The organism is Streptomyces sp. HUAS TT11 (assembly GCF_051553595.1).
GTDB lineage: Bacteria > Actinomycetota > Actinomycetes > Streptomycetales > Streptomycetaceae > Streptomyces.
This window is the reverse complement of the sequence record NZ_CP196184.1, coordinates 760,506-777,525: the sequence shown is the minus strand read 5'-3', so window position 1 is coordinate 777,525 and position 17,020 is coordinate 760,506. Positions and strand designations below refer to the sequence as shown.

The 17,020-nt window shown below is 70.3% G+C and carries 14 protein-coding genes; 9 read left to right on the top strand and 5 right to left on the bottom strand.

Annotation, left to right across the window (positions count from 1 at the left end):
• Positions 1–24 precede the first annotated feature (24 nt).
• Both ACSHXN_RS03830 and ACSHXN_RS03825 read left to right on the top strand, forming a co-directional pair.
• On the top strand, positions 25–921 hold the full coding sequence (locus ACSHXN_RS03830; protein ID WP_438302642.1) for a helix-turn-helix transcriptional regulator: 897 nt from the start codon (positions 25–27) through the stop codon (positions 919–921).
• A gap of 158 nt (positions 922–1,079) precedes the next feature.
• Positions 1,080–2,183: a DNA alkylation repair protein gene (locus ACSHXN_RS03825; protein WP_438302641.1), complete on the top strand. Its 1,104-nt coding sequence runs from the start codon at positions 1,080–1,082 to the stop codon at positions 2,181–2,183.
• Between the two features lie 17 nt (positions 2,184–2,200).
• On the opposite strand, the gene ACSHXN_RS03820 is transcribed toward ACSHXN_RS03825, so the two are convergent.
• A complete protein-coding gene (locus tag ACSHXN_RS03820; protein ID WP_438302640.1) occupies positions 2,201–3,823 on the bottom strand; it encodes an ATP-binding SpoIIE family protein phosphatase in 1,623 nt (540 codons plus the stop codon).
• 227 nt (positions 3,824–4,050) lie between these two features.
• Here ACSHXN_RS03820 and ACSHXN_RS03815 point away from each other — a divergent pair, with 227 nt between their 5' ends.
• A complete protein-coding gene (locus ACSHXN_RS03815) occupies positions 4,051–4,725 on the top strand; it encodes a response regulator transcription factor (protein ID WP_355136254.1) in 675 nt (224 codons plus the stop codon).
• Complete coding sequence (locus ACSHXN_RS03810) at positions 4,722–5,786, top strand: sensor histidine kinase (RefSeq protein WP_438302639.1); 1,065 nt, start codon at positions 4,722–4,724, stop codon at positions 5,784–5,786. Before ACSHXN_RS03815 ends, ACSHXN_RS03810 begins: the two co-directional genes overlap by 4 nt.
• A 58-nt stretch (positions 5,787–5,844) precedes the next feature.
• Here ACSHXN_RS03810 and ACSHXN_RS03805 read toward each other — a convergent pair whose 3' ends face one another.
• Positions 5,845–6,573, bottom strand: a complete 729-nt coding sequence (locus ACSHXN_RS03805; protein WP_438302638.1) for an MgtC/SapB family protein — start codon at positions 6,571–6,573, stop codon at positions 5,845–5,847.
• A 240-nt stretch (positions 6,574–6,813) separates the two neighbouring features.
• Complete coding sequence (locus ACSHXN_RS03800) at positions 6,814–7,980, bottom strand: alanine--tRNA ligase-related protein (protein ID WP_355136260.1); 1,167 nt, start codon at positions 7,978–7,980, stop codon at positions 6,814–6,816.
• 641 nt (positions 7,981–8,621) lie between these two features.
• Between ACSHXN_RS03800 and ACSHXN_RS03795 the strand changes: the two genes are divergently transcribed.
• Together ACSHXN_RS03795 and ACSHXN_RS03790 are read left to right on the top strand one after the other, a co-directional pair.
• The gene (locus ACSHXN_RS03795) at positions 8,622–11,159 is read left to right on the top strand and encodes a CehA/McbA family metallohydrolase (protein WP_438302637.1); all 2,538 of its coding nucleotides are present in this window, start codon (positions 8,622–8,624) and stop codon (positions 11,157–11,159) included.
• Positions 11,160–11,392: 233 nt separating this feature from the next.
• Positions 11,393–12,826: an aldehyde dehydrogenase family protein gene (locus ACSHXN_RS03790; protein ID WP_438302636.1), complete on the top strand. Its 1,434-nt coding sequence runs from the start codon at positions 11,393–11,395 to the stop codon at positions 12,824–12,826.
• A 228-nt stretch (positions 12,827–13,054) separates the two neighbouring features.
• Here the strand turns inward: ACSHXN_RS03790 and ACSHXN_RS03785 are convergent, their stop codons facing one another.
• A complete protein-coding gene (locus tag ACSHXN_RS03785; RefSeq protein WP_355799948.1) occupies positions 13,055–13,489 on the bottom strand; it encodes a nuclear transport factor 2 family protein in 435 nt (144 codons plus the stop codon).
• 221 nt (positions 13,490–13,710) lie between these two features.
• Between ACSHXN_RS03785 and ACSHXN_RS03780 the strand changes: the two genes are divergently transcribed.
• The 3 genes from ACSHXN_RS03780 to ACSHXN_RS03770 all read left to right on the top strand — a co-directional run bounded on the left by ACSHXN_RS03780 (position 13,711) and on the right by ACSHXN_RS03770 (position 15,535).
• Positions 13,711–14,616: a helix-turn-helix domain-containing protein gene (locus ACSHXN_RS03780; protein ID WP_356294810.1), complete on the top strand. Its 906-nt coding sequence runs from the start codon at positions 13,711–13,713 to the stop codon at positions 14,614–14,616.
• A 128-nt stretch (positions 14,617–14,744) separates the two neighbouring features.
• Positions 14,745–15,326, top strand: coding sequence for an ArsR/SmtB family transcription factor (locus tag ACSHXN_RS03775; protein WP_355136270.1), 582 nt, complete (start codon positions 14,745–14,747; stop codon positions 15,324–15,326).
• A gap of 14 nt (positions 15,327–15,340) precedes the next feature.
• Positions 15,341–15,535 carry a hypothetical protein gene (locus ACSHXN_RS03770; protein ID WP_355799943.1) on the top strand — a complete coding sequence of 65 codons (195 nt, stop codon included), beginning with the start codon at positions 15,341–15,343 and terminating at the stop codon, positions 15,533–15,535.
• Between the two features lie 267 nt (positions 15,536–15,802).
• Here ACSHXN_RS03770 and ACSHXN_RS03765 read toward each other — a convergent pair whose 3' ends face one another.
• Positions 15,803–16,804, bottom strand: a complete 1,002-nt coding sequence (locus ACSHXN_RS03765; protein WP_383358113.1) for a ferritin-like domain-containing protein — start codon at positions 16,802–16,804, stop codon at positions 15,803–15,805.
• Between the last annotated feature and the right edge of the window lie 216 nt (positions 16,805–17,020).

Here is a 17,020-nt window from a genome sequence, read left to right as displayed (position 1 = left end):
GGCGAGCTGGACGGGAGACGAGGCATGATCACGCGGTTGACGGTCCCGAATCATCGGAGGGGAGACGGGGCCGGCGCGGCCGGCCTGGGCGGCACGGGGTCGGACGACAACGAACTCGGCGCGTTTCTGCGTGCGAGCCGCGCACGGGTGGAGCCCGCGGAGGCCGGACTCGCCGGTGGCGTCTCCCAGCGGCGCGTCCCTGGTCTGCGGCGCGAAGAGGTCGCGGTGCTGGCCGGGGTCAGCGCGGACTACTACGCCCGTCTGGAGCAGGGACGCGAGCGCCATCCCTCCGCACAGGTGATCGATGCCCTCGGGCGGGCGTTGCGCCTCGCGCCCGATGCGCGCGAGCATCTGCACCGGCTGGCGGGGCTCAACCCCAGGCTCGGACCGGACAGCCGGCGGGAACTCGTGCATCCCGCGCTTCTGCACCTGCTGGAGGCATTCCCCCGTGCCGCGTCCTACGTGCTCGGCCCGGCCTTCGACGTACTGGCGGCCAACCCGCTCGCCGACGCGCTCCTGGCGCCGTTCGGAGACGAGCGGAACATGCCACGCATCCTGTTCACCCACCCTCGGGCGAAGACGGTGTTCACCGATCGGGAGCTGCTGCGGCGCAGCACCGTGTACGCGCTGCGCCTGAACGCCGGGCAGTTCCCGGAGGACGCGGGCATCAGCGGCCTGGTCGCCGAGCTCAAGGCCGCCTCGGACGACTTCCGGGTGCTCTGGGACGACCACGATGTCGCGGGTCTGACCCGTGCTTTCAAGGTCTTCGTGCACCCCGACGTGGGTCGCATCGAGCTGACCTATCAGACCTTCGACGTGGTGGACGCCCCGGGACAGCAGCTGCTCGTGGGCACCCCCGAGCCCGGAAGCCGCAGTGAGGAGGCCATGGCCTATCTGGCCTCGACAGCGCCGTCTCCCTGACGCGCCACGGCCCCGTGCAAACCCACCTGTGCCCCCTGGACGCGGCACACCCCCGTAAAGACGCCGCATCATCGCCCGCGCCGCGCAGTCCAGGCCGGAGACGCCGCCGGCACGGGACAGCCCGCGGCCACGCCTTGAACCAACCGAAGAGACAAGCCATGCCTTTTGCCGACGAACTCATCAACGGTCACACCGCCCGGTCGCTGACCCAGGCCGTGCGCACCGTGCTCCCCGACGCGGACCCCGCCTCGTTGCGGGCGACCGCACAGCAGCTCGATTCCCTCTCCCTGCGCGAGCGCTCCGATCTGCTGCGGGACGCCCTGCTCGCGGACGTGCCGGGGGACTACGCCGAGCTGGCGCGGGTGGTGCGCGCCGCCCAGGCCGGCGTGCCGGCGTTCACCGGGTGGCTCATCTGGCCCGTCACGAGCGCCATCGCCACGAAAGCCGTCGCCGAGGGGACCGATGACGCCTTCGACGACGCGATGACGCTTCTGGCCGCTCTGACCGGACGGCTGACCTCGGAGTTCGCGATCCGGGTCCTGCTGCGGCACGACGTCGACCGCGCGCTGCGGAACATCGCCGACTGGACGGCGTCTCCCGACAGCGACGTGCGCCGTCTCGCCTCGGAGGGCACCCGGCCCTACCTCCCCTGGGCGATCCGCGTGCCGGCGCTGATCGCCCGCCCCGGCGCGACCGTGCCCGTCCTCGACGCCCTCTACCGCGACGAGAGCGAGTACGTCCGGCGGTCGGTCGCCAACCATCTGAACGACCTCAGCCGTGACCGGGCCGACCTCGTCGTGGCGACGGCCCGGGGCTGGCTCGCCGACCCCGCCCCGACCACCGGACGGCTCGTGCGCCACGGACTGCGCACGCTCGTCAAGCGCGGTCACCCCGGTGCCCTGGAACTGCTCGGCTTCGCTCCGGCGACCCTTGATATCGGCGGACCGGTGCTCGACCGGATCACGGTGCCGTTCGGCGGGAGCGTGCGCTTCACGGCGACGATCCGCAACGCGGGGGACCAGGAGGCCCGGCTGTCGATCGACTACGTGGTCCACCACAACAAGGCCAACGGCTCACAGAGCGCCAAGACGTTCAAACTCACCACCCGCACGCTGGCCCCGGGCGAGAAGGTCGAAGTGACCCGTGAGCACTCCTTCCGGCCGATCACGACCCGCCGCTATCACCCGGGCCCGCACGCAGTGTCGCTACAGGTCAACGGCGTGGCATCGGACCGGGCCGAGTTCGAGCTCGGGGCGCCCTGATCCGGCGGCCGCAGCGGTCATGCCACGTCGATGGACTGCTCCGCCCAGACGATCTTGCCGGGTGCCGTGTAGCGCGTGCCGTGGGCCCGGGCGAGATGGGCGACGATGATCAGGCCACGGCCGCCCTGGTCGCTGGGCGCCGGTATGTGGGTGCGCGGTGCCGCGCTGCTGTTGTCCGATACCTCGCAGATCAGGGCGGCATCGCGGATGAGGCGCAGACCGATCGGACCCGTGGAGTAGCGGATCGCGTTGGTGACCAGTTCGCTCACGACCAAGGTGGTGTTGAAGGACAGGTCGGGAAGTCCCCAGGCGGTCAGTTGCGTCGCAGTCCGGTCGCGTGCGTCGGCCACAGCGGTGGGGTCATTGGGCAGCTCCCAGGTGGCGATGTCCATGGGGGCGACAGCCCGTGTGCGGGCGGTGAGCAGTACGTGCGATCCCCTTCCCGTCAACGGGAGACGGACGTCCCCACCGGGACGGGAGTCGTCCCGTTCCTCTTGACCGTCCGGTGCACCGCCGTGCTGCTCCGAGGTGCCTGCGCAGCTCAGGACGAGGAGGCTGCCCGGCGGAACGTCGAACACGGCGACCTCGTAGCCGTCCCCGTCGGCGGGGTCCGAAGCGGCGGGACCGACGGACGTGACGTCACCGTCGGGGGCGACGACGGTGAGGCCGGCCGCGCCCGAGCGGGCCGCGGTGCACCGGCGGGTCACCGGATCGTAGACCGCGTACAGACAGTGGGTCTCCGTCGCGGACCGGTCGGCAGCGCGACTTTCCGCCGGGGGCGGGGTGGCGGCGACAGCGGAGGGGCGGAGGCTGTGGGTCAGGGCCTCGACGGGTTCGACGTCCAGCGCCGCCAGCGCTGCGACCCGCGCCTTCTGCTGACTCATGACGGCCGCCGCGGCGATTCCGCGGCCGCCGGTCGACCCCACCGACAGCCCCACACGGGTGCCCGGGAGCGGAATGACATCGAACCAGCCGCCGGGAGCGCCGTCCGCCGGCACATGACCGCGGACGTCCTCGACCGCGGTCAGCTGCGGTGGCCTCGCCAGCAAGGCATGCTGCAGGATGCGTCCCATCGCCTGTTCCCGCAGGTCGCGATGGACTTCGTCGAGCATCCGGGCGACCCGGCCCGCGAGCCGTGCCGCTGCCCGCAGGTCGGCCTTCCCGAACGGAGACGAGCCGTTGCACCGGTAGAAGGCCACAAGCCCGAGAACGACGTGATGGGCGACAAGCGGCACCACCATGAGGGAGTGCACCCGGTCCTGGTGCATCAGCGGGGCCCGGACCGGGTCGCGGGCGAGCCAGTGAGCCTGCGGCGGAAGGGACGCGATGACCCGCGGCCGCCGGTCCGCGAGAGTACGCCGGTAGGGCGTTCCGGAAGGAATGCGGCTGACCTCGCCGATCCGGTAGGCGCACCGTGAACCATGACCGCACACGGCGCGGAAGGCCGCTCGCCGGAAGCCTTGGCAGGCGCTCGCCTCCGACAGGGCACTGCGTTCGTCGAAGAGGGCGTCCGAGACCTCGACGGCGGCGATGTCGGCCAGAGTCGGCACCGCGGAGTCGACCAGCTGCCGGGCGATGTCAAAGGCATCCCGGGCGGGAGAGACGTGCCGTCGAGCGGACGCGTGAGGGGAGTACGTCATGATGATTGCCTCGAGCGTCGAACGGGGGCGTTACTGCCTTCGAGGATCCATCGCCGTGCCGGGAAATGCATCGGTGCCCGGCCACACACGCCGTCGGTGATGTGGTGAACCGCTCGTGCGGTCCGACCACGGGGGGCTGCGCCGCTGCCGCACACCTGGCTGTGGGTTTGCCGCAATGACGACATCGGCGGCTGCCGCAGGGCAGCGCCCGCTCTACTGTGGCAGCTATGGACGTGCAGTCTCCCGACGTCGATCGGTCTGTCTCCCCGAAGACCACCGTTGTGCTCGCGGACGATCACCTGGTGGTCAGGGCGGGGATGCGGCTGCTGCTGTCCCAGGACCCGGCGCTGGAGGTCGTCGCCGAGAGCTCCTCCGTCGCCGAGACCGTCGACATGGTGCGTGAGCACCGTCCCGGAGTTCTTGTCCTGGACCTGACACTGGCCGGTCGGTCGAGCCTGCCGATGATTCCCGAGTTGCTCACGGCGTCCCCCGGCACACGGATCCTGGTGCTCACCATGCAGGAGGACCCGGCGTTCGCCAGGGCGGCGCTGCGCAGCGGCGCATCGGGATATCTGCTCAAGGAGGCGGCTGCGGGGGAACTGCTGGCCGCCGCCCGTCAGGTCGCAGCCGGGTCCACGTATGTGCAGCCCGCGCTCGGTGCCCGGCTGGCCGTCGAAGGGGCCGGACCGCAGCGTGCCGCCGAGCCCGAACCACTGACCGAACGCGAGTCGCAGGTGCTGTCCCTGCTGGCGCTGGGGCACACCAACCAGGAGATCGCCCAGCGCCTGTATGTGTCGGTACGGACCGTGGAGAACTTTCGCTCCCGTATCCGGGACAAACTCGGTAAGGAAACCCGGGCCGAATTGATTGCTGCGGCCCGGGAGCGTGGACTGGTGGCATGACCGGATCGCAGCCGTTCCGCCCGGGCCTCGTCTTCGAGGCGGCGGGCACGTGTCTGCTCGTATCCGCGATCGCTCTGGAGATCACCGACGGGCCCCTGCTTCCGGAACTCGTCCTGTCGCTGGCGAGCGCGGCGTCCTACGTCGTGGCGGCGCCGCTGAACAGCTCGGGAGGACGCATCCTCCTGGCGGTGGCGGCGGCCCTTGCACTGCTCGTGGCCGTGGCCTGCCTGGTGCGCATCACCATGCAACCCCTGCTCAACGGACTGCACGTGCTCCCCTTGCTGCTGGTGGTGTACGCCGCCTCCACGAGGCGCAGTACGACACAGCGCCGGACACTGCTGCAACGCGAACGGCTCCGAGCACGTCATGACGGTGAAGAGCGGGAGCGCCGACGCTGGGCCCGCGAACTTCACGACGAGACCCTCCAGGAACTGGGCGCAGTCCAGGTGGTGCTGTCCGCCGCGGCCGCCGACGGCCGCTCGGAGGCCATGCGCAGCGCCATCGAGCAGGCCCGTGGTCTGGTGGGCAACCAGATCACCTCGCTGCGGCACCTGATCGTGGATCTGCGACCGGCCGTGCTGGACGAGTTGGGACTGGGCCCGGCCCTGCAGGCACTGTGCCGGCGGACCGCGGAGACCTTCGGCGTCCGCGTCGACTTCCAGATGCCCTGGGAGGACGGGAGCGTCGGCGACCGGCTGTGCCCGACGGCACAGGCGCACGCCTACCGGATCGTGCAGGAGGCGTTGACCAACGCGGTGAAGCACGGCGACCCCTCCCGGATCACCGTCGGCATGAGGAGTGGCACCGGCTCGGTGACACTCACCGTGGCCGACAACGGGTGCGGCATGGCGCAGTCCCCGAACTCCGGACGCCGCCCCGCTCTCCGGGCGGCGACCTCCCCGGCCGCCGCGCTGCACGGTGTAGGGCTCTCCGCCATGCACGAGCGCGCCGACCTCATCGACGCCCAGCTCAAGTTCCGCAGCGTCTCGGGGGCGGGCACCACGGTCACCTTGCAGGTTCCGGTGGTCGTCGGCAGGAGAGGCTGTCGGACCGAGCCATGAGGCGACGCCGGTTCACGCGGCCCGGAAGGAGCGGCGGACCGCCGGTGCTGTAGGCCGTTCACTCTTCGTCGGTGGTGGCCATTTCGACGTCGAGGACGCCTTCGTGGTGGAACAGCGCCGACGCCAATCGACTGGTGTCGGTGGTGCCTTCGAGCTGGAGCAGGACGCGGGCCGCGGAGTCGCTGCGCCCGGGCAGCCGCTCGGCCCTGACCTGCACAATGCGCAAGCCCCGCCGGGTGCAGGTCTCCATCAGCTGTGGCAGCAGCGCTCGGCCCGTGAGGTAGGTGAGGCGGGCTTCGATCGTGGTGGCTGTGGTGGCGGGGATGAAGCGGGCGAAGAGGCGCGGATAGCCGCGCACGACGAGGAAGTGCACGGCGGTGACGGCGACGGCGAGGACGGGAAGGCCCCCGCCGCAGGCCATGCCGACCGCGCAGGTGAGCCAGATCGTCGCGGCGGTGGTGAGCCCCCGGACGGCGTCCCTGCGGACGAAGATCAGGCCGCCGCCGATGAAGCCGATCCCGGAGACGATCTGCGCCGCCACCCGGGACGGGTCGAAGGCGACGTGGTCCAGCCCCAGGACGTTGGTGAAGCCGTGCTGGGAGACCTCCATCATCAGCGCGCTGGCGATACCGACCAGGGTGTGGGTGCGCAGGCCCGCACTCTTCTGCTGCGCCGCCCGCTCCCAGCCGATCAGACTCGACAACAGCAGCGCGAGCCCGAGCTCCGCCACCTGCCGCAGACCCTGTCCGTTGTCCACGTCCCACATAGGGGCCGTCCACTCGGTCATACGCACCTCCCGCCCGGTCATTCCTACCCGCGTGGTGTCAGCCATGCCGGTGCGGCGGTCGTCCTGCGCTGTTTCCGACCGGCCCTCGGCCCCCGGCCCCGGGTGCCGGGGGCCACGGAATCCTGGAGCCGACGGTGCCGCCGTCTCCCCGCCCGTCCTCCCGCCGGGTGCACGTGGCGACAGGCGCTGTCACCTCCGGCGCAGCCCGACCCGGCGGGTGAGCCGGAGAGACCACCTCGTTCATTCCTGCCGCAGGTTCATCACCAGGTCGCGCGGCAGACCGTGGGTGTCGTGGAGATAGTCGAAGTCCTCGTCCTCCAGCGGGCCTTGGAACCGGGGCCGGGCCAGTACCGTGCGTCCGCGCTCCAGGAGCCGACTGAACCGGCGCTCCTCCTCGATCAGTTGACGGCGCACATCGGTGGGTTCCACGTCCTGCCGGAAGTGGTCCAGGGTGTGCGAGACCAACTCGTCCGGCAGGTCGCCCAGACGGCGCGACGGATCGTCCCGCCACAGCACGGTGAGTACTCGTCGCATCAGGCGGCGCAGCACATAGCCGCGTCCGGTGTTGGCCGGACGTACCCCGTCACCGATCACCACGACGGCCGAGCGCAGGTGGTCCTGGACCAGACGGAGCGAGGGTTCGTCCAGGGGCCACAGAGGCGGCACGAGCCGGCGCCAGGGGTCGAAGACGTCGCACTCGAACACGGACGACTTGCCCTGCAGGAGTGAGGCGAGCCGCTCCAGTCCGAGCCCGGTGTCGATGTTGGGCCGGGGGAGCGGCACAAGGAGGCCGTCCTCGAGTCGCAGATGGCGCATCATGACGTGGTTCCACACCTCCACCCAGCGGTCGTCACGGGTCGGCGTCGACCGGGGCGGGGTGTCACCGCTCCACAGGAAGATCTCCGAGTCGGGCCCGCACGGGCCGACGGGTCCGTTGGACCACCAGTTGTCCTCCACGGTCAGCTCGACGGGCACACCGAGGTCCTGCCAGAGCCGCAGGGAATCGGTGTCCGGTCCGATCCGGTCGTCGCCGCCGAACACAGTGGCGTGCAGCAGGCCCGGGTCGACACCGAGCCCTTCCGTGAGCAGCCGGTACCCCCAGTCGAGGCTCTGCGGGCCGCCGTAGTCACCCAGCGACCAGGTGCCGAGCATCTCGAAGACCGTCAGATGAGTGGGATCCCCCACCTCCTCCAGGTCCGTCGTCCGCAGACAGCGCTGCACATTGACCAGCCGACTGCCCAGCGGATGGGGGCGACCTTCGAGATAGGGGGTGAGCGGATGCATCCCGGAGGTGGTGAACAGCACCGAGTCATCGGGAGGTGGCAGCAGTGTCGAGCCGGTGATGCGGCGATGGCCGCGCTCCTCGAAGTACTCGACGAAGGTGCGGACGATCTGCTCGGTGTTCATCAGGGGTGACTCCTTGGCGTCGGAGGCACCGGACAACGGGACCGCGTGGTCGTCACACCGGGGCAGGGTCATCAGAACGCCACGGAACCACCGACGGGCCGTTTCCGGTCGCCGATGGGAAGGGGAGAAGGTCAGGCGGCGGCAACCGGCGAGTTGGTCGCTCGCGCGGTGACGGTGATGCTGCGGCCTGTGACGTTCATGGCGCCAAGGGTAACGCGCCGGGCCGCGCGAGGCGCAAGAATATCCCGCCGACGCGTTCGGTGCAGGCGGCGACGCACCCGCGCTGTGGTCGTGGACGGCTGACGCGAGATCGGGCGCCTCGGCGCTCCCACCGGAACAGGTCGAAGGAGGAGCCCGCATGCGCGCACCCGGCGCGGGGGCGCCGTCGTATGACGCCCACCTCGTCGGCTCGGGGGACCGCGGCTGAGCCGGCGGACGGGCCGGCGCCGCATCTGCGCAGATGAACGGGGACGGTACCGGTCGAGCCGCAATTCGGGCCACCGCTCATGCTCCGCATTATTTCGTGTGATCACCGCGAATGATTTGTGGGCGGTTCATGTCGTGGAAGACGAGGCTTCTTAGCGTCTCGGCGACTTGACACCGTTTCGCACGGGAGCGGTGAACGAAAGGCGCAGAACGAGATGGAAACATCAAGGGAGCCCGACGACCTGAACCGCAGGGCCGAGGCCGCAGACCTGACCCGCCGGAAGTTCGTGGGTGTGGCGGGCGCCGCGGTCGCGCTGGTGGGCACCGGCGCAGGTACCGCGGGAGCGGCCACCGGCTCGACCCCCGAGGCGGCCGGCAAGGCGAAGCCGACCGCCTCGGGCCCCGGCATCCACCGGGCGAAAGCACCCAAGGGCAAGTGGCTCGCGGGTGACACCCACGTCCACGACGACCACTCGTCGGACGGCAGCGGCCCACGGCAGACGTCCCACCAGACCCTTCCGGGCAACCTTCCCGTCGGGGACCAGATCGCGCAGGGCGAGAAGGCCGGCCTCGACTTCATGCCACTGACCGACCACCGGACCTACGACCAGGTCTGGGATCCCCAGTGGAAGTCCTCCGCACTGCTGCTGCTCCCGGGCGAGGAGGCGAACGGCTCGCCCCACGCCATCGTGCTGGGGAACGTGGACGTCATCGTGGACGGCGCCAACCCGCCCGGCTCCGCGGCCTTCCGGCACGTGCAGCAGTCGGTGTGGGACGCCCACGCGCAGGGGGCGGTGTGGTCGCAGGCCCACCCCGACGACGGCGAGTACACGCCGGCCGCGGGGCCGAACGACAACGCCAGCGTGCAGGGCGCGGATCTGGTCGAGGTACTCAACGTCGCCAGCGACCCGGACGCGGAGGTCGACTACGCGGAGAACCGCTGGAACGCGGGTTTCCGCTTCGGCGTGGCGGCGGCGAGCGACTGCCATTTCCGCGAGCTCTGGGACATCGACGCCCCCGGGGAGCCGACCACCCACGTCTTCGCGGCACAGCGGTCGGTCCTGGGCATCCTCGACGGGTTCCGCAGCGGCCGCACCACGGTTGCGCAGAACACCGCGGGGCCGTTCCTCACGATCGAGGCGGACGTCGACGGTGACGGCGTCTTCGAGGCGATCGGCGGCGACGAAGTCGTCGTGGCCGACCGCAAGTTGCCCAAGAAGGCCATGCTGCGGGTGAGGGTCAGGGGCGGCAAGGGCACCACTGTCCACGTCTACGGGGCACCCGGCCGCTCGGCGGGCCCGATCGCGACGTTCCGCCCGCAGCGGGCCAACGAGGCCTACGAGTTGCCGCTCGTACTCAGGGGCACGGATCACGGCTGGTTCCGGGTCGAGGCCCGTTCACCAGGCAGCGCCTCCGGGTCCGAAGCCGACCCGAACCTGCCCGACCAGATGCGCGGTGCCACCTCGCCGATCTTCGTCTCCGTGGGCGCCCCCGCCGCGCCCCGTCCCGAGATCGCGCTTCCGGCCGCCGACACCACCGGTGACACGGCCGGACTCGTCACGGGAGACCAGGGCACGTTCACCGGATTCTCCGACGTCGCGGTCGTCGGCGACATCACGCACGTCGTGGCGGAGGTGCACCAGGACCACGCGAGCAAGGTGGTCTACCGCCGGCTCGACCGCAAGGGCAGGATCACCAAGTCCATCACCGTGTCCGGCCGTTCGGCCACCGCGCGGTTCCCGCGCGTCGTCGCCACCTCCGCCGACGTGTGGGTGGTCTGGCAGGACGAGCAGGGCAAGGAGCAGCCGCATCGCCCCGTGATCCTGCTGGCGCACAGCGCCGACGGCGGCGGCTCCTTCAAGGCCCCGCAGAAGATCAGCAAGAGCAAGGGCCGTGCGATCAACCCGGCGCTGGCGTTGATCGACGGCAAGCACCCGCTGGTCGCCTGGTCCGACAACGGCGAGGGCGCCTTCGATGTGTACGCGCAGATCCTCGGTGTCGACAAGGCCGCCGTGAACATCTCCGCGGCGGGCAAGGCGACCAGCCCGGGCGTGCCCACCGACGCGCGCTCCCCGCGCTACCCCGCCTCGCTGTTCCCGGTCATCGCCGTCCACGACGGCAAGCGAGCGGTGGTCAGCTGGCAGGACGACCGCTACGACCCGGACCCGCTGTGGACCGGCCACACCCCGCCCGCAGGACAGCCGGCCAGTGGCGGTACCGACCCCGACAACTGGCAGATTCTGGCGTCGGTCCGCAAGGCACCGGGCCACAGCTGGAGCAGCCCGGTCCAGGTCAGCAAGGTCGGCGACCGCTCGGACAGGCATCCTGGCCTCACGGTGGACGAGCACGGCACGTTCGTCGCGATCTGGGAGAGCGGTGCGCTGCAGAGCTCAGGCGCCAACCTCCAGCTCCGGGCAGCCCGCTCCACCGACGGCGGCTCCACGTGGACGGCGTTCGAGCAGGTCGCCCTGAACGCCGACGCGATGAGCCAGCGGCCCAGGCTCGGCGTGGACCCCGACGGCACGATACGGGCCGTCTGGTACGACTCCCGTTCGACGGACTGGCGGTGGAAGGTCTTCACCGCCACCCTCGACACCGGCAAGGGCTGGTCCGGCGCCTCCCAGGTGAGCCACCGGGGCAACAACACCTGGCCCGCCCTGCACCGGGGTGTCGTGGTCTTCACCAGCGACCGCGGTGCGATGCGTACGCAGCGGGACCAGACCCAGCAGATCTTCAGGGTCGAGCTGGTCTGATCCTTCGGCGCGCGGACGGCCCGGCTCCCAAGAGCCGGGCCGTCCGGGGGATCAGGCATGGCAGCGCCCGACCGGTGGCGACCGGGGCACGTCGATCACCCGCGGGCGGGCGGGCGGCCGCCCGCTGTTCGCTGTCCGGTCCGGCAGGTCGGTGCCGAGAGGCGGCACGTGACGCAGATCATGGGCATGGGCGAACATGGATGCGGCCGGGCGGCCGAGGTTTTCTTGGCACCATGAACGAAACCCGTGACGTTCCCTTTCCCGCCCCGTCCCACTGGATCGACGGCCGTGCCGTCCAGGGCACCGGGCCGCTGATCGACGTGGTGAACCCGGCCGACAACTCGGTGATCGCCTCGGTGCACGAAGGCACGACCGAAGACGTGAAACGGGCGGTGGACGCCGCGCTCACCGCCTTCCCCGGATGGTCGTCCACGTCGCCGAAGGACCGCATCGCCGTCATACGGCGTCTGGCCGAGGGGATGCAGAAGCACTCCGAGGAGCTTGCGGAGACGATCACTGCGGAGATGGGCGCACCGATCACCTTCTCGCGGCAGGCGCAGGCCGGGTTCCCGGTCGCGTCGACCCTGGCAGCGATCACAGCCGCCGAGCGGTTCGAATGGACGGAGGTGATCGAGAACTCGCTCGTCGTCCGTGAGCCGATCGGCGTCGTGGGGGCCATCACCCCGTGGAACTTCCCGCTCCAGCAACTGGTGACGAAGGTCGTCCCCGCGATGCTGGCCGGCAACACCGTGGTCCTCAAGCCGTCGGAGCTCTCCCCCCTCAGTGCCCGGATGTTCGCGGAGATCGCCACCGAGGCCGGTCTGCCGAACGGCGTGTTCAACGTCGTGCAGGGCACAGGTCCCGTCGTCGGCGAGGCCATCGCCCGGCATCCGAAGATCGACATGATCTCCTTCACCGGTTCCACTCGCGCCGGCAAGGCCGTCTCGGTCGCCGCCTCCGACACCGTCAAGCGGGTCGCCCTCGAGCTCGGCGGCAAGGCGGCCCACATCGTCCTGCCCGACGCCGACCTCGACTTCGCGGTCACACGGGGTCTCGCCTACGCCTGGGCCAACGGTGGCCAGGCCTGCGGCGCCTACGTCCGTCTGCTCGTGCCCGGGGACCTGCAGCAGACGGTGGTCGAGAAGCTGCGTGCGGCCGCCGGGGAGTACACCGTGGGCGACCCCGCGGACGAGGCGACGCGCATCGGTCCGGTCGCATCGGAGACCCAGCGCCGACGTGTGGACGGTTACATCGAGCGCGGTATCGCCGACGGCGCCACGCTGGTGGTCGGCGGCCCCGGCCGCCCGGACGGCTTCGAGAACGGCGCCTACGTCAGGCCCACGATCTTCTCCGACGTCGACCCCGACTCCGTCATCGCCCAGGAGGAGATCTTCGGTCCCGTCCTGGCCGTGATCCCCTACACCGACGACGACCATGCGGTCGAGATCGCCAACGGCACCGTCTACGGTCTCAACGCGGCCATCACCGGCGACGAGGAACACGCCATGGCGATCGCGCGACGCCTGCGCGTCGGCCAGATCGACGTCAACGGTGGACAGCACAACTTCCAGGCGCCGTTCGGTGGTTACAAGCAGTCCGGAAACGGCCGGGAGATGGGTCGTGCCGGAATCGAGGAGTTCCTCGAGACCAAGGCGATCACCCGCTGACGCCGCGCCACCACGACTTCGGGGAGGTCAACCCCGCTCACTGCGTGCTTCGGCCGGTGGGCGCGTGGGGCGTCGAGTCCCAGGTCCAGGACCGTGCCCGCGACACGGTCCCTGCAGGCCCGGCCGGGTTCGGTGAGCATTCGCCCGCACGGCCCGACCTCGGCGGTGAGCCGGCCGGGTCGCCCGCGGCACACAGCGGGCGGTCCGGCCGGAATCGAGGCGTTGCCGTCAGCGGGTGCCCGCCTCGGCCCGTGCATAGAACGCGGCGAGCTCGTCGGGGTTCTTGGTGTAGACGTCGATCTTGTGTACCGAGCCGTCCTCGACCTGGTGGATCTCGACCATGGTCAGCGGGTACTCCTCACCGGTCGAGCGGGCGGTGAGGACACCGGTGAGCGTCCCGACGACGCCTGCCGGACCCTCGAAGACCTCGGCTTCGGTGATGGCGACGTCTGCGTAGCCCATCATCGCGCCCAGGACCGATTCCACGAACACGTCACGGCCCTGGTGCACACCGCCGTAAGGGAGCCGGTTCGGCTCGTCCACGATCACCTCGGGCGCGAGCCTGGCGAGGACGCCGGGCACGTCGCCCTTGCGCAGGGCCGCATACAACTCGCGCACGACATCTGCGGGACTCTGCGCCGTCGTCCGGATCCGGTCGCTCATGGTGTGGCTCCTTCAGTCTTGTGGGGACCCGGGCCCTGACAGGGACCCGGTACGGAAGAGGGGTGGCCGGCCGGGAAGCACACTCGCCTTCCAGCGGTCGGGCCCCGAGGTATCGGGGCACGCACCATGCAACGGCAGGCGGCGGGGACGGGGGAGTCCTTGCCGTGAGAGGTACTGGCAGGGACCCTCAGCCCTCGCCCGGCCTGCCTAGTCTGGTCCTCATGGACAACCGGGACGCAGTCAGCGCATTCCTCCGCTCCCGCCGCGACAGGATCACCCCTGAGCAGGCGGGCCTGCCGACGTACGGTCAGCGACGGGTGCCCGGTCTGCGCAGGGCCGAGGTCGCCACACTCGCCGGGGTGAGCGTCGAGTACTACACACGCCTGGAGCGCGGCAACCTCAAGGGCGTCTCCGACAGCGTGCTGGACGCCCTCGCCCACGCCCTGCGACTCGACGACACCGAGCGCATGTACCTGTACGACCTTGCTCGAGCCGCCGGACCGGCGCCCCGGGGCCGCACCCGTCGGCAGCAGGCGGGGCCGACGGTTCGGCCGAGCGTGATGCGCATCGTCGAGGGAATGCCGCAGCTGCCGGCGTACGTGATGAACAACCGACTCGACACGTTGGCCGCCAACTCGCTGGGCCGGGCCCTGTACTCCGAGATGTACGCCGACTCGACCTGCGGGGGGAACGTCGCCAGGTTCGCGTTCTTCAACCCCGCGGCCAGGCGGTTCTACGTCGATTGGGAGCGCATGGCCCGCTTCGCCGTGGGCGCGCTGCGCATCGAGGCGGGCAGAAGCCCCTACGACCGGGAACTGACCAACCTGATCGGTGAACTCTCCACCCGCAGTGACGCCTTCCGCCTGATGTGGGGGTCCCAGGACGTGCATGTCTTCCGCGAGAGCACAAAACGCCTCAACCATCCGCTCGTCGGCGATCTGGAACTCGATCAGGAGACCATGAGCCTGCCGGACGAAAGCGGCCTGAGCGTGGTGGTCTACAGCGCACCCTCCGGGTCCGCCGCGGAGGAAAGCCTGAAGCTGCTGGCCAGCTGGAGCGCTTCGACCGAACGTGAACAGGGCGCGGAATCCACACCGCCGAGCCCACCGACGTCCGGCCGGCGCTGACGACGACATCGGCGAGACGGCCGCGACCCAGGCGGGGCCCCAACTCCGCCACGTAGCTGCCAACTTGCCAAGGACACGTTGCAAAGAACCCCTTGCAAAGGATTCTTTGCAACGTTATCTTTGCATGCATGGACGAGCCCCGAACGCCCAAGGTGCACAGTCTCGACGCCCGTTCCCTGCGCGGACTCGCACACCCGCTGCGCATGCAGTTGCTGGACGCCCTGCGCTTCGGCGGCCCGGCCACGGCATCCCAACTCGCAGCCAGATTGGGGGAGTCGAGCGGCGCCACCAGCTATCACCTGCGACAGCTCGCCGCCCACGGCTTCATCGAGGGTGCCCCTGAGCGGGGCAAGGGCCGAGAGCGGTGGTGGAAGGCGGTCCACAACGGGGTGCGGTTCGACGACGCCCTGCTTGCCGACGCCGATGCTGCGGTTCGCGGTGCGGCAGACATGTATCTGCACGAGATCGCGACGTCTCATGCTCGGGACTTGTCGACCTGGCTCGGCAACCGCCAGGCATGGTCGGAAGAGTGGAGCCGCACTTGGGACATGAGCAACGCAACACTGCGGCTCACGCCCGAACTCACCCGCGAACTCGTCGAGAAGATGCACGCGCTCATCGACACCTATCGCGACCGGGCCGACGAAGGCGACGCTGACGCCGCTCAGGTACGCATCCAGACCCATGCGTTCCCCTTGCCGACGGAATGAGAGGCCACAGCCCGATGCACCCCGAGATCCATCTCGCCCTGCACCGCATCCGCGCCGTCGAACACCATGCCGAGGCCGACGCGTACCGGCTGGCACTCGTGGGCAGGCCCCCGAGGGAATTCCGTAGCCGGCTCGGTTGGACCCTCGTGGAAGTCGGCCTGCGACTGGTGGCCGCACCCGGAACGACAGCCACTTCCGCATCGCTGTGACGTTCGGCCCGCTGACCGGAGCGAGGCGAGGAAGGACACCCGGGCCCGGGCCTGGGCACCTGTGGCGACGACCACGGCGGGGCCAGGGCGTTGTGCGTTGCCGCGGCCGCGGTGCGCCAGGCCGTGATGGGTTCGGCGTCCATGACGGCCGATTGGCGGGGGCGGCGTGACGGCCGGAACGGCCCACGTCCGCGCCGGGTCGGGTATCCGCGACACCCGGATGTTCACGCACGCCGTCGTCGAACACCCTGCCCAGGGGCGGACGGCTCAGGAGTTCAGGGGCGGCCGGAACGTGGGGCCATAGGTCTGGTCCGTGTCGGGGATCGGGATCTCCATCAGTTCCAGGGCGGGAGTCTCCAGCCGGTGCATGGCGCGGACGGCCACATCCAGGCTGCCGGGGCCGTCGCTGTCCCAGGCCATGTCGAGGGTGTCCAGCACACTGGTGTACGCGGTGTCGAACTCGATCAGGCGCCGCCGCACGGGAGCCGGCGGACGGTGCCAGCCACCGACTGGGACTCGCGCCATGGGGCGGGTGTCGGGAAAGGGTACGGGGGCGCCGGTGAACTGCCAGCTGCCGCGGTCCTTGCGCAGTCGCCTGCCGTGGTAGATCTCGGCGAAGGCGTAGTAGTGCGCGGGGTGGTCGTCGCCGAAGGCCTCGGCCGGGGAACTCGTGGTGCCCTCGCCCTGTTCTCTGATGATCCCGATGGAGCGTTCGACGTCATCGAGGGTGCCGATCGGCTTGAGCACATCGGAGCCGAGGTGCGCGGACAGTTGCCCCCGTGTGGAGAGCTTCGGTGCCGTGGTGTGGAACGCCTTGAGCAGGTCGTCGTAGAAGGCGCCGATCGTGGGGGAATCGTCCGCAGTGCGGGCGAGGGGTGCTTCGGGCGCCTCGATCGCCATCATCACGTCGTGGACGAAGGGCTTGGTGAGGCCGGACAGGTATACGTTCACTCCGGCACGCACACCGCCGGGCATGGGCCCGGGGTACGTGGGTGCCGCCTCCTTGATCCGCGGACGGCCGCCCACGGCGACGAGCAGGTTGCATACCACGCCCATGTGGTACATCTCGTCAGCGACGATGCGCCGGATCAGCCGCGCGGCCTCGCTGCGGCGGTCCTTGACGGACCACCAGCCGCACAAATACGGAGGGATGGTGGCAAGCTCGAGCGCCACGGCGACCTGAAGCGCCGTCCTGAGCCAGCCGACCCCGCGTCCGGTCTCCGGAACGGCGAGCAGACGTGCCACGGCCCCCTGACCGGAAGCCGCCATGTGCTCGCCCGTCGACACCCCGGCGGCAAGGGCAGGTTCTGGCACCGAGGCGGGTACGGCGGCTGCCAGGGCAGCCGACGCCAGAAAACTCCTACGTCTCAACGGTGCAGAAGTCTCCCTCTCCGGATCATCCTTTCCTACCGTCATCGCAGCCTCCGCGGGTAAAGGACGGCTCTACCTGGGAGTCACGCTTCCGGGAGCCTCCGACAGCCGGTG